Genomic DNA, 12,971 nt, shown 5'->3' on the forward strand with positions numbered 1-12,971 from the left:
TGGCGTTTTTTTCACGATTCCCATGCATCCAGTGCCTCGTTCCTTTGACGATGGCGCTAACGATACAGGCTAAAGTGTGGCCGCCAGGCTAGACTTTAGTTCCACAACACTAAACCTATAAGTTGGGGAAATACAATGTTCCAGCAAGAAGTAACTATTACCGCTCCGAACGGTCTGCATACCCGCCCTGCTGCTCAGTTTGTTAAAGAAGCTAAAGGCTTCACTTCCGAAATCACTGTGACTTCCAACGGCAAAAGCGCCAGCGCTAAGAGCCTGTTCAAACTGCAAACTCTGGGCCTGACTCAGGGTACCGTAGTGACGCTCTCCGCCGAAGGTGAAGATGAGCAGAAAGCCGTTGAGCATTTAGTAAAACTGATGGCTGAACTCGAGTAAGTTCTGGGTTCTTCGTAAATATCAGTCACAAGTAAGGTAGGGTTATGATTTCAGGCATTTTAGCATCCCCGGGTATCGCTTTCGGCAAAGCACTTTTGCTGAAAGAAGATGAAATTGTCATCGACCGGAAGAAAATTTCTGCCGACAAAGTTGAGCAGGAAGTTGAACGTTTCCTCAGCGGGCGCGCCAAAGCATCCGAGCAGTTAGAAGCGATCAAAATTAAAGCTGGCGAGACCTTCGGTGAAGAAAAGGAAGCTATCTTCGAAGGCCACATTATGTTGCTGGAAGACGAAGAGCTCGAGCAGGAAATCATAGCCCTTATCAAAGACAAGCTGGTCACGGCGGACGCTGCGGCGTACGAAGTGATTGAAGGCCAGGCAACGGCTCTGGAAGAGCTGGATGACGAATACCTGAAAGAACGTGCGGCTGACGTACGTGACATCGGTAAGCGTCTGCTGCAGAACATTCTCGGCCTGAACATTATCGATTTAAGCGCAATTAAGGATGAAGTTATCCTGGTTGCCAAAGATCTGACCCCGTCTGAAACCGCACAGTTGAACCTGAAAAAGGTGCTGGGTTTCATCACCGACATCGGCGGCCGTACCTCCCACACTTCCATCATGGCGCGCTCCCTTGAGCTGCCAGCGATTGTGGGCACCGGTAGCGTCACCTCCGACGTGAAAAACGACGACTATCTGATCCTCGACGCGGTTAACAACAAAGTTTACGTTAACCCAACCAACGAGCAGATCGAAGAGCTGCGCGCCGTTCAACAGCAGGTTGCCTCTGAAAAAGCAGAGCTGGCTAAGCTGAAAGACCTGCCAGCCATCACCCTCGACGGCCATCAGGTCGAAGTGTGTGCCAACATTGGTACCGTGCGTGACATCGACGGTGCTGAGCGTAACGGCGCTGAAGGTGTGGGTCTGTATCGTACCGAATTCCTGTTCATGGACCGTGACTCACTGCCAACCGAAGAAGAGCAGTTTGCCGCGTACAAAGCCGTGGCTGAAGCCTGTGGCTCTCAGGCGGTTATCGTCCGTACCATGGACATCGGCGGCGACAAAGAGCTGCCGTACATGAACTTCCCTAAAGAAGAGAACCCGTTCCTGGGCTGGCGTGCCATTCGTATCGCCATGGATCGCAAAGAGATCCTGCGTGACCAGGTTCGCGCTATCCTGCGCGCCTCTGCGTTTGGCAAGCTGCGCATTATGTTCCCGATGATCATCTCTGTTGAAGAAGTGCGTGCCCTGAGAAAAGAGATTGAGATCTTCAAGCAGGAACTGCGTGACGAAGGCAAAGCATTCGATGAATCTATCGAAATCGGCGTGATGGTCGAAACCCCTGCGGCCGCGACGATTGCTCGTCATCTGGCCAAAGAAGTCGACTTCTTCAGCATCGGCACCAACGATTTAACTCAGTACACCCTGGCAGTTGACCGCGGTAATGATATGATTTCACATCTTTACCAGCCGATGTCACCGTCCGTACTGACTCTGATTAAGCAAGTTATTGATGCTTCTCATGCAGAAGGTAAATGGACCGGTATGTGTGGTGAGCTTGCGGGCGACGAACGTGCTACACTTCTGTTGCTTGGGATGGGCCTGGACGAATTCAGTATGAGCGCCATTTCTATCCCACGTATCAAGAAGATTATTCGTAACACGAACTTCGAAGATGCGAAAGTGTTAGCAGAGCAGGCTCTTGCTCAACCGACAACGGACGAGTTAATGACGCTGGTTAACAAGTTCATTGAAGAAAAAACAATCTGCTAATTCACGAGATGCTGCCCAAATTACTGCTTAGGAGAGAAGGCTAATGGGGTTATTTAGTAAACTGTTCGGTGACAAAGGCAATAGCGACACCGGAACCATTGAGATCGTTGCTCCACTGTCTGGCGAAATCGTTAACATTGAAGACGTGCCGGACGTCGTGTTTGCTGAAAAAATCGTTGGTGATGGCATCGCTATCAAACCAACCGGCAACAAAATGGTTGCTCCGGTTGACGGCACCATCGGTAAAATCTTTGAAACCAACCATGCCTTCTCTATCGAATCCGATAGCGGCATTGAGCTGTTTGTTCACTTTGGTATCGACACCGTTGAGCTGAAAGGCGAAGGCTTTAAGCGCATCGCTGAAGAAGGCCAGCGCGTGAAGAAAGGCGACGTGGTTATTGAGTTCGACCTGCCGCTGCTGGAAGAGAAAGCCAAGTCTACCCTGACACCGGTTGTTATCTCCAACATGGACGAAATCAAAGAGCTGATCAAACTGACAGGTAGCGTGACCGTGGGCGAAACCCCGGTTATCCGCATCAAGAAGTAAGATTCATGCAGAGAAAAAGGCACCCTGGGGTGCCTTTTTTATTGGCTGCGATTCAGCGAGGAAGAATCAGTTCATCTGAGCGCTGCCCCTGAGTCCAGGTCATCACTTCAAACACCCGATGCGCAGCTTCTCCTGCGGCAACCACCACCTGCTTGCCTGCAAGTATTCGGCTTACCAGCTCGGCGCAGAACAAATCCCCGGTGCCTTTCAGGTCGGTCACCACGCGAGCGTGGCTGGTCACATCGGCTTCATCAGCGGTCACCGTCACCACGGAAATAGTATCCGCGCAGTTCCCCGGCGCACTGGTTATTACCACCCAGCGCAGCGTTTCAGAGAGAAGACTTCTGGCCGCCATCACCGCCTGCTCCAGCGTATCGCAGGGCATTCCGGTCAGAATATGCAGTTCAAAGAGATTAGGCGTGATCCCCTGTGCATGAGGCAGCAGCGCCGCGCGATAAGCTTCAGGAATACCCGCCTTGACGTAAACACCGCTGTCGGTGTCCCCCATTACCGGGTCGACAAGTATCAACAGCTCAGGATGGCTTTTGCGTCTTTGACGCAGCCACTCCGCCAGCAGTTGGATTTGCTCCGCACTGCCCATGTAACCCGTCGTCACGGCCTTCAGTTCACGCAACGCATCCCGTTCTTCGAGCGCTCGCAGATAGCCGCTAAACCAGTCCGCCGGGATCACGCCGCCATAAAACGTATCGTAATGCGGCGTGTTGCTGAATAACACCGTTGGCACCGCCATCACCCGCCAGCCATGCTGCTGAATCGCCGGAACCGCGATACTGTTCCCGACGCTGCCGTAAACGACCTGAGATTGCACCGCCACAATATCGGCCTGCAGCGCCCGGCCTGCATCGTGAAACAGTACAGACTGTATATCGTTATCCTGACTCATATTTTCCCCTTGCCCGCCAGACAGCTAAGGTCTGAATTGCGAAGCGGCCATTATAGCCAGACCCGGGCGGTACAACCATGCTAAGAGCGCCCTCTTTATTCCGGCAATAGCAGAGATACAGCTACCATCCTTCAGATTTATCAAATTAACGACAAAAGTAATATTTTCTTTCAGCCGTTACACCTTGAAAATGTATCACCTGAATGATGAAGAAAACATTATTACCGATTAGTGCTGGATACCTGGAAATTAATAACTACCACTTAAACATCACATCAACAAAATATCCATTACATCATAAGGATATATCTTCTCCACCCGCTGTTTACATTGTCGACTCATGCCTGCCTTACAATTCCACAAGGTCAAACTCCATAATTTCACCTATAACAAAAGTTCCCTCCGGAGAATAAACCTCACTCTGCATGAATATAAGGAAGCTATTATATGAAAGATATATCCAGAAGAAGCTTCATGGCCTTTGCCGCAGGCGGTACCGTCGTATTAGCCGCCGGGCAGGCCCATGCCCACGATGACAAAGTAAAATCCTACCCGGCAAGCGTGCGCGATCCGGGCCCTCACGACCCCATCCGGGAAGCTGAAAACCCTGACATTGTTAACCCGCCCGCTACCGACAGCGGCACGTTGCCGAACCTGCGCTACTCCTTCAGCGATGCCCATGTCAGAAAAGGCACCGGCGGCTGGACCCGGCAAGTCACCAAGCGGGAGCTGGGGATTTCAACCACCATCGCCGGGGTAGACATGCGCCTGAATGCCGGAGGCATCCGCGAACTTCACTGGCACAAAGAGGGTGAATGGGCCTACATGACCTACGGCAATGCGCGGGTAACGGCCTTCGATGCAAAAGGAGGCTGGTTTGTGGATGATATCGGCGTCGGTGATTTATGGTATTTCCCGCCGGGCATTCCTCACTCCATTCAGGGTATCGGGCCTGACGGCTGTGAGTTTCTTTTGGCCTTCGACGACGGCGGATTTGATGAAGACAGTACGTTCCTGTTATCCGACTGGTTTAAACATATCCCTCCGGAGATATTAGCAAAAAATTTCCAGGTGCCCGTGTCTACATTTTCTAAACTGCCTTCACCTGCTGATGAATATATTTTCGCGGGTACAGTACCCGGCAACCTTGCCTCAGACAGTATTAATGGCGCAGCTAAATCAGAGATTAAATTCACCCACCATATGCTGGCTCAGGATCCGATCAAAGCCCCTGGCGGCACCGTCAGAATAACGGATTCATCTAATTTCCCGGTGTCGAAGACTATTGCGGCAGCCCTGGTAGAAATAGAGCCCGGCGGGCTGAGAGAACTTCACTGGCACCCAAATAACGATGAATGGCAGTACTATCTTGAAGGGGAAGGCAGAATGGGCGTTTTCGCCTCTTCGGGTCAGGCCAGAACCTTTGATTACCGCGCCGGGGATGTCGGCTACGTTCCCTTTGCGATGGGGCATTATATCGAGAATACCGGCACCACAACCCTGCGTTTCCTGGAACTGTTTAAAAGCGACTATTACGCGGATATTTCGCTTAACCAGTGGCTGGCCAGCACGCCGCCTGAGCTGGTGAAACAGCATTTACAGCTTGATGATACCTTTATGAAGGCGCTGAGCCTGCATAAAAACCCGGTTGTGAAGTAAGCCTGCTCTCAGGGAAAGATCGCCTCAGGCGACCTTTTCCTGGCTTACAGCGTCAGATGCCAGCGCCCTGAACGTAGCTCTCTTCCCCGAACACGCCGGTAGAAAGATAGCGATCGCCTCTGTCGCAAATAATAGCGACCACTACGGCCCCCGGATTTGCTTTGGCTACGCGCAACGCACCCGCCACTGCCCCGCCGGAACTTACGCCGCAGAAAATCCCCTCTTCCATCGCCAGGCGGCGCATCGTCTGCTCGGCTTCGGTCTGCGCCATGTCGATGACTTCATCCACCAGTGTCGGGTTGAAAATTTTCGGCAACCACTCTTCTGGCCAACGGCGGATCCCCGGGATGCTGCTGCCCTCTTCCGGCTGCAGCCCGACAATTCTCACCGGCTTGCTTTGCTCGCGCATAAAACGACTCACGCCGGTTATCGTGCCCGTCGTGCCCATGCTGGAGACAAAATGCGTGATTCGCCCTTCGGTCTGCCGCCAGATCTCCGGCCCGGTCGTCGTGTAATGCGCCAGCGGGTTATCCGGGTTATTAAACTGATCGAGGATCTTGCCTTCGCCACGGTCGGCCATTTGCTGAGCCAGCTCACGCGCGCCTTCCATGCCCTGAGCTTTGCTGACCAGAATCAGCTCGGCGCCGTAAGCCTGCATCGCCGCCTTGCGCTCCATACTCATGTTGTCCGGCATCAGCAGCTTAATACGGTAGCCTTTGAGCGCAGAGATCATCGCCAGCGCAATGCCGGTATTGCCGCTGGTTGCCTCAATCAGCGTATCGCCGGGTTGTATTTCCCCTCGTTTTTCCGCCTGAACAATCATTGACAGCGCCGCGCGATCTTTAACCGACCCTGCCGGGTTATTCCCTTCGAGTTTGACCCAAATCTCGCTGCCGTTCGTCAGCCCGCTGCGCTGCAGCCGGACCAGAGGAGTATTACCAATAGTGCTTTCTAAAGTGATCACTTGCCTGCCCGCAATAAATGAAAAAGCGGCCTCGGTGGGCCGCTAGTGCGTGTCCTGTCGGGGTAAATTATCAGGCGGACTGCGCCAGGTCTACACCCTGAATACGGTTGGCACCTTCATACAGGCGCGCGTTTTGTAATCCCACAAACAGACGCTCACCGCGCTGCGGAATTTGCTGTTCCTTCAGAACCACCGTCAGCGGTTCGTCATACCAGCCCAGCGGCTGCACAACCAGCTGCATGTAATGCCCGCGAGGGCTGACTTCCAGCACCTGCACCGGCAGAGGTGAATCTAGATTCGTGCGGCGGCTGACGTCCACTTCCCACGGACGCAGGAACAAATCAACATCCCCCTGATAGGCCGGCGTGAACCCCAGCGGCCAACGATGCGCGCCGACGTGGAACTGGCTCCCACGGATCACGCCTTTCAGGCGGTTAACTTCGCCGAGGAACTCCAGCACGAAGCGGGTCGCAGGCTCACGCCAGACCTGCTCAGGCGTATCGACCTGCTCGATATTGCCCTGGCTCATCACCACCACGCGGTCGGCAACTTCCATCGCTTCTTCCTGATCGTGCGTCACAAACACGCTGGTGAACTTTAACTCTTCGTGCAGCTCGCGCAGCCAGCGGCGCAGCTCTTTACGAACCTGTGCGTCCAGAGCGCCAAACGGTTCATCCAGTAGCAGGATTTGCGGCTCCACCGCCAGCGCACGCGCCAGGGCAACGCGCTGCTTCTGCCCGCCGGACAACTGCGCCGGGTAGCGGTCGGCCAGATGGGAAAGCTGCACCATTTCCAGCAGTTTCGTCACTTTCTGTTTGATCGCAGAGGCGGAAGGCCGTTCGCGACGCGGCAGCACCGTTAAGCCAAAGGCGATATTGTCGAATACCGACATATGGCGGAACAGCGCATAGTGCTGAAACACAAAGCCGACTTTGCGATCGCGGGCATGCATCCGGCTGACGTCGGTGCCGTGGAAGCTGATGCGACCGCTGTTCTGGTGCTCCAGCCCGGCAATAATACGCAGCAGCGTAGTTTTACCAGAGCCGGACGGACCAAGCAGCGCCACCATCTGACCAGAAGGGATATCCAGCGAGATATCGTTCAGCACCTGGGTGCGTCCAAATGACTTCTTAATATTGGCAATATCAATGCTCATGATTTTCCTCCTGCTTCAGGCGTTTTTCCTGATTATTCAGACGCCACTGCACCACACTCTTTAAGAACAAGGTCAGGACTGCCATCAGGGTCAACAACGCCGCGGCGGTAAACGAACCAACGGTGTTGTAATCCTGCTGCAGTAACTCAATCTGTAACGGCAACGAGAACGTCTCGCCGCGAATCGAACCTGACACCACCGACACCGCGCCAAATTCACCGATGGCGCGGGCGTTGGTCAGCACCACGCCATAAAGCAGGGCCCAGCGAATATTGGGCAGCGTCACGCGGCGGAACATCTGCCAGCCGGAAGCGCCCAGTAAAATCGCGGCTTCATCTTCCTGGCTGCCCTGGCTTAGCATCACCGGCACCAGCTCACGCACCACAAACGGGCAGGTGACGAAGATAGTCACCAGCACCATGCCCGGCCAGGCAAACATGATTTGCAGGTTGTGGGCATCGAGGAACCCCGCCAGCGGGCCGTTAGAGCCATAAAACAGCAGGTAAACCAGGCCCGCAACCACCGGGGAAACGGCAAATGGGATATCCAGCAGCGTCAGCAACAATTGGCGGCCAGGGAAGTTAAAACGCGTCACCAGCCAGGCCAGCAGCGTGCCGAACACCAGGTTTACCGGCACGGTAATCAGGGCAATCATCACCGTCAGCCAGATGGCGTGCAGCATGTCCGGGTTAGCGATATTTTGCAGCGCGGGCATCAGCCCTTTGGAAAAGGCTTCTACAAAAATAGACGCGACCGGCACCACCAGAATCAGGAAAGAGACGAGCACACCGATGGCGATCAGCGCCCATTTTCCCCAGTTAATGCGGGAGCGGGTATAGTTTTTCAAAGCAGTGACGTCCGTCATCAGTGACCTACCACGCGTCGACCAAAGCGACTCTGCAACGTGTTAATGGTGAACAGCAGCAGCAGCGACGCCGCCAGAATCACTGACGCAATGGCGCTGGCCGCCGGGTAATCAAACTCCTGCAGGCGCACGAAGATCATCAGCGAGGTCACTTCCGTCTTCCAGGCGATGTTTCCGGCGATAAAGATAACCGCGCCAAACTCCCCCAGGCTGCGGGTGAAGGAAAGCGCTACGCCCGCCATCAGTGCCGGAGAAAGCTCCGGCAACACTACGCGGCGGAAACTCTGCCAGCGAGTCGCGCCGAGCGTTTCAGCGGCTTCCTCGTATTCTGGCCCCAATTCTTCCAGCACGGGCTGAACGGTGCGCACCACAAACGGAATGCTGGTAAACGCCATCGCGACGGCAATACCCAGCCAGGTGTAAGTCACCTTAATGCCAAACTGCGCCAGCCACTCGCCGTACCAGCCGTTGACAGAAAACAGCCCGGCGAGGGTTAAACCTGCCACCGCGGTGGGCAGCGCAAAGGGTAAATCCATCAGCGCATCTAGCAGGCTGCGCCCCGGAAACTGATAACGCGTCAGGATCCACGCCATTAACAGGCCGAACACGCCGTTAAACACGGAAGCCAGCGCGGCGGAAAGCAGCGTGACTTTATAGGCGGCCACCACCTGCGGGTTGGTAATCACGTCCCAGTACTGGGAGAACGACATTTGCGCCAGCTGCATCACCAGCGCGCTCAGCGGCAGCAGCAGGATCAGGCAAACAAACAGCAGGCTGGTGCCGAGGCTAAGCGTAAACCCCGGCAATACGCGTTTTGAACGGCTGGCAAACATTAACTACGCCCCGCCGCTAACAGCTTGTCCAGCTCCCCGCCGGTAGCAAAATGCGTTTTCATCACTTCCGGCCAGCCGCCGAACGCATCTTCCACGCGGAACAGCTCGGTCTGTGGGAATTTATCTTTCAGCTTATCCATTACCTGCGGGTTATTCACGCGGTAGTAGTAATCGGTAATGATGGTCTGCGCCTGAGGGCTATAGAGATAGTTCAGGTAGGCTTTGGCCGCTTTTTCCGTGCCGTTGGCCTTCACGTTTTTATCCACCCAGGCAACCGGGAACTCGGCCAGAATGTTGACCTTCGGCACTACGACTTCATAACCGTCTTTGGCGTACTGGTTGCGGATATTGTTCACTTCTGATTCAAAAGAGATCAGCACGTCGCCCAGCCCACGCTCGACAAAGGAGGTTGTCGCCCCGCGGCCGCCGGTATCAAACACTTCGACGTTTTTCAGGAATTGCGTCATGAACTGCTCGGTTTTGGCTTTATCGCCGCCGTCAGCTTTGTCTGCCGCCCCCCAGGCTGCCAGATAGGTATAACGAGCGTTACCAGAAGTTTTCGGATTCGGGAAAATGAGCTTCACGTCCGGGCGCACAAGATCGCTCCAGTCGTGGATGTTCTTTGGGTTGCCTTTGCGCACCAGGAAAGCCATGGTGGAGTAGAAAGGCGAGCTGTTGTTGCCCAGACGGCTCTGCCAGTCCGCCGGGATCAGGTTGCCTTTGTCGTGCAGGATCTGCACATCGGTCACCTGGTTATAAGTTACAACGTCAGCTTTTAAGCCCTGCAAAATGGCCAGCGCCTGTTTTGATGACCCGGCATGAGATTGTTTTATCGTCAGCTTGTCGCCGTTATTCTCCTGCGCCCACTGTTTTTCAAACGGCGGGTTAAGCGCGGCAAACAGCTCGCGGGACACATCATAAGAGCTATTCAGCAGCTCGGTTGCATGGGCAGAGCCTGCCAGCAGCAAAGAGACAGCGAGCGCGTTCCATACTTTTTTAACTGACCTGATTGCCATGCTTCGCCCTTATAAATGTGATGAATGCCATAAAGTCATGACAGTCAGTGTATTTATAACGAGCGATAAAGCTGTAACGCTTTTATATACCGTTTGGCGATTTACAAGAAGAAAGGGATATAAGAAAACGGCGTAGCAAACGCTACGCCGGAGGGGATTACAGGCTCAGTAATTTATCGAGCGACGGCGCAAAGTAGTAACCGCCGGTGACCGGCTTAGTGAAGCGCAGCATACCGTCACGCTTCCCGTCAGCGTCGCCAAACATGCTCAACAGCTGCTGTTCAATGTTATGCAAACGCGCGCAATAGGCGATGAAATAGAGACCGTGCACGCCGCTGGCGGTGCCATAAGGCAGGCTCTGACGCACAATTTTCAGCCCCTTGCCGTCTTCTTTCAGATCGACCCGGCTCAGGTGAGAAGTGGCTGGCCGCGCGTCGCCGTCAATCTCTTCGTTTTCCTGTTTGGTACGGCCGAAGATCATCTCCTGGTCGTGCACGCTCAGGCGGTTAAGCTGTTTGAGGTTGTGTTCCCAGCGCTGAACCAGCACGTAGCTGCCCCCGGCATCCACGCCTTCGTTGATCACCGCCACCTGGCGACGATTTTCTTCGCCCTGTGGATTTTCGGTCCCGTCAACGAAGCCGCTGAGATCGCGCTCTTCTACCCAGCGGAAACCGTGAATCTCTTCTTCAATTTTCAGCGCATCGCCAAACGCGGCCAGCGCGGCCTGAGCCACGGAGAAGTTCACGTCATGGCGCAGAGAAAGAATGTGGATCATCACATCGTGCTGGGTTGCGGGCGCCAGGCCTTTGCCTAGTGGCGTAAAGTTTTTCAGCTCTGCGGCACCTTCGCCTTTGCTGAGGTCGCGCCACAGGTCGTGCCCGAAGCCAACGGTCGCCCCCAGCATCGCGTCAGGGAATTGTTCCTGGAAAGCATTCAACGCTTCAATAAAGGTTTTGCACCCTGCGCTCAGCGCGCTGAAGTCGCCCTGGACAGAAGCTTCCAGCCAAACGGCGGCACGACAATGTTCCGGCAGAATGCCGCTTTGAACCCGAGACATGATTCCTCCTGAAAAAAATGCCACCAAAGGTGGCACATAACTATGATGACTCCGAACGGAGGCATTTATCGGGCTATTCTAACCTGATTTATTCACGCCGACTTGCGACGGCGCAAACCCGGCGCAAATTTTATCGACGCCAGATAATTTTGTTAAGCGTCCATTTCTTCAGCGTATCATCCGACGGCATCAATCCTTCCGGCCCGTGCCACTCGCCTGTAAACAGATAGCTGATGTGCTGGCTGTTCGGCGCCTGGCAGAGAACGCCTGCCGCATCGTCGCCGGTCGCTTTTTCGCAGACCCCAAACGCTTTCTGATACAGTTCGCTGAAAGGCGTGCCGATTTTCACGCCGCTGGCGGTTTTGATGTCAGCATCCATCACATCTACGCGACTCACGGTGCCTTTTTCGCCGTTCACCACCAGCTTAACGTCTTTGTCTTTCATCGCCTCAAAGTAGCGCACGATGGTGCCGTTTTCAGTTTTCATGCCGCTGCGCAGACGATAATTGTCATTCAACCCCTCGCTCACGGCCTTCTCATCCATCGCGGTGGCTGAAGTCAGTTTCCCCACGCCCTGCTCGCTCACCTCAACGGAAGAGCCAAACCAGTTCCACGGATAAGCCGCAGACCAGTTAACGGAGGACAGCGTGGAACACCCGCTCAGAACCAGCGGCAGGCCTAGCATCATCAGGCGCAGAGATTTCATTGATCATTCCTTTTCAAAAAATGGTAACGGCCTTTGGAGTACGGGGACGTCAAAAAGTGCCGCTTAACTCGTTTTTCAGGGCAAAGTAATCCCGCAGCCGGCGGTTAGTCAGCAGCCACCAAAGCGCGAACAGATCGATAATCAGCAGAACAACGGTGGTACCGGTCAGCGTTTCATCCCCGGCCAGCAGCGCCAGTTGCCACGTCAGCAGCCCAACCTGGGCGGCAATCAATATCCAGCGAAACGCCCGCCAGAACCGGGGCCAAAGGTGGCGACGTCCGCTGAGCAAAAAGGCCAGCGCAGCCGGAATACCGGGGATCAGCCCCAGCCAGAAGTTATCGCGATCGGGATAAAACAGGCCCAGCAGCGCATCGCCCTGCTGACGAGAAGCCCCCGCCAGCACCAGCAAAACCCAGGTGCGGGCCTGTAACAACAACACCGCCCAGAACAGCAGCGGTGCTTTTAAGTTACCCTGTGAATCATAATCAGCAGGCAAATACATGGCATGAACACATTTGAAAATTAATATTCCTGATCTTCTATCAGCCGTTTGCCGAGCAAAATGGTGTCCTGATGCTCGTAATCGAGCTTTTCATAAAGGCCGATAACCAGATCGTTCTCTTCGCGCACCATGATGTGGATCTTCGGGCAACCGCGGGCAATCAGCTTCTTTTCCAGCCGGTTCAGCAAGGCGTTAGCAATGCCGCGGCCCCGAAACTCCGGGTGCACGCCCAGGTAATAGGCTGAACCCCGATGGCCGTCATACCCGCCCATCAACGAACCGACGATCTCGCCACCCACCTCAGCGACTAAAAACAGGTCCGCATCGTGATGCAGCTTACGTTCAATGTCCATTTCCGGGTCATTCCATGGGCGCAGTAAATCGCAGCGCTCCCAAAGGGTAATGACCTCTTCGAAATCTTCCTGGCGAAAAACGCGAATTTCCATGGTATTAGCCACCTTAAGCCGTAAAAGGTTGATTATGGCGTTAACCGTCCGTTAAGCCAATAACTGCCGCAAAAGCGCGAAAAAAATGGCATAATCTCCGACCAGTCATGAAATGAAACGAATGGATATACATTTCTGACGCCAGAGTGTC

The 12,971-nt window shown here is 54.4% G+C and carries 14 protein-coding genes; 4 read left to right on the forward strand and 10 right to left on the reverse strand.

All coding sequences use genetic code 11. The features are described from left to right. The first annotated feature begins 135 nt into the window (after positions 1-135). From ptsH to crr, 3 genes are read left to right on the forward strand one after another with little or no spacing between them, the layout of a single operon-like run. The gene (gene ptsH, locus WFN87_RS10115) at positions 136-393 is read left to right on the forward strand and encodes a phosphocarrier protein Hpr (protein WP_002913505.1); all 258 of its coding nucleotides are present in this window, start codon (positions 136-138) and stop codon (positions 391-393) included. 44 nt (positions 394-437) lie between these two features. Next, positions 438-2,165 (forward strand): phosphoenolpyruvate-protein phosphotransferase PtsI, encoded by a 1,728-nt coding sequence (gene ptsI, locus WFN87_RS10120; protein ID WP_045783391.1) that lies wholly within the window; start codon positions 438-440, stop codon positions 2,163-2,165. A gap of 43 nt (positions 2,166-2,208) precedes the next feature. Next, the gene (gene crr, locus WFN87_RS10125; protein ID WP_008459580.1) at positions 2,209-2,712 is read left to right on the forward strand and encodes a PTS glucose transporter subunit IIA; all 504 of its coding nucleotides are present in this window, start codon (positions 2,209-2,211) and stop codon (positions 2,710-2,712) included. Positions 2,713-2,764: 52 nt separating this feature from the next. On the opposite strand, the gene pdxK is transcribed toward crr, so the two are convergent. Beyond that, positions 2,765-3,616, reverse strand: a complete 852-nt coding sequence (gene pdxK, locus WFN87_RS10130) for a pyridoxine/pyridoxal/pyridoxamine kinase (RefSeq protein WP_336982098.1) — start codon at positions 3,614-3,616, stop codon at positions 2,765-2,767. A gap of 447 nt (positions 3,617-4,063) precedes the next feature. Here pdxK and WFN87_RS10135 point away from each other — a divergent pair, with 447 nt between their 5' ends. Next, entirely contained in the window at positions 4,064-5,275 is a 1,212-nt protein-coding gene (locus tag WFN87_RS10135) for an oxalate decarboxylase family bicupin (RefSeq protein WP_336982096.1), read from the forward strand. 52 nt (positions 5,276-5,327) lie between these two features. Here WFN87_RS10135 and cysM read toward each other — a convergent pair whose 3' ends face one another. From cysM to WFN87_RS10180, 9 genes are all read right to left on the reverse strand, one after another. Next, positions 5,328-6,239: a cysteine synthase CysM gene (gene cysM, locus WFN87_RS10140; RefSeq protein WP_039295805.1), complete on the reverse strand. Its 912-nt coding sequence runs from the start codon at positions 6,237-6,239 to the stop codon at positions 5,328-5,330. Positions 6,240-6,309: 70 nt separating this feature from the next. Further along, positions 6,310-7,395 carry a sulfate/thiosulfate ABC transporter ATP-binding protein CysA gene (gene cysA, locus WFN87_RS10145; RefSeq protein ID WP_166990733.1) on the reverse strand — a complete coding sequence of 362 codons (1,086 nt, stop codon included), beginning with the start codon at positions 7,393-7,395 and terminating at the stop codon, positions 6,310-6,312. Further along, entirely contained in the window at positions 7,385-8,260 is an 876-nt protein-coding gene (gene cysW / locus WFN87_RS10150; RefSeq protein WP_336982094.1) for a sulfate/thiosulfate ABC transporter permease CysW, read from the reverse strand. The genes cysA and cysW overlap by 11 nt, the downstream gene beginning before the upstream one ends. Next, positions 8,260-9,093 (reverse strand): sulfate/thiosulfate ABC transporter permease CysT, encoded by an 834-nt coding sequence (gene cysT, locus WFN87_RS10155; RefSeq protein ID WP_008459572.1) that lies wholly within the window; start codon positions 9,091-9,093, stop codon positions 8,260-8,262. Before cysT ends, cysW begins: the two co-directional genes overlap by 1 nt. Continuing rightward, the gene (locus WFN87_RS10160; protein WP_039305348.1) at positions 9,093-10,109 is read right to left on the reverse strand and encodes a sulfate ABC transporter substrate-binding protein; all 1,017 of its coding nucleotides are present in this window, start codon (positions 10,107-10,109) and stop codon (positions 9,093-9,095) included. Before WFN87_RS10160 ends, cysT begins: the two co-directional genes overlap by 1 nt. Before the next feature lie 157 nt (positions 10,110-10,266). Beyond that, a complete protein-coding gene (locus tag WFN87_RS10165; RefSeq protein WP_166871987.1) occupies positions 10,267-11,166 on the reverse strand; it encodes a Dyp-type peroxidase in 900 nt (299 codons plus the stop codon). Between the two features lie 130 nt (positions 11,167-11,296). Further along, positions 11,297-11,872, reverse strand: a complete 576-nt coding sequence (locus WFN87_RS10170; protein WP_336982091.1) for an RpoE-regulated lipoprotein — start codon at positions 11,870-11,872, stop codon at positions 11,297-11,299. A gap of 49 nt (positions 11,873-11,921) precedes the next feature. Beyond that, a complete protein-coding gene (locus WFN87_RS10175) occupies positions 11,922-12,374 on the reverse strand; it encodes a DUF2919 domain-containing protein (protein ID WP_336982089.1) in 453 nt (150 codons plus the stop codon). A gap of 20 nt (positions 12,375-12,394) precedes the next feature. Next, a complete protein-coding gene (locus WFN87_RS10180; protein ID WP_008459564.1) occupies positions 12,395-12,820 on the reverse strand; it encodes a GNAT family acetyltransferase in 426 nt (141 codons plus the stop codon). Positions 12,821-12,971: the final 151 nt, after the last annotated feature.

The sequence above is a fragment of the Cedecea sp. AS113 genome, assembly GCF_037152415.1.
Taxonomy (GTDB): domain Bacteria; phylum Pseudomonadota; class Gammaproteobacteria; order Enterobacterales; family Enterobacteriaceae; genus Cedecea.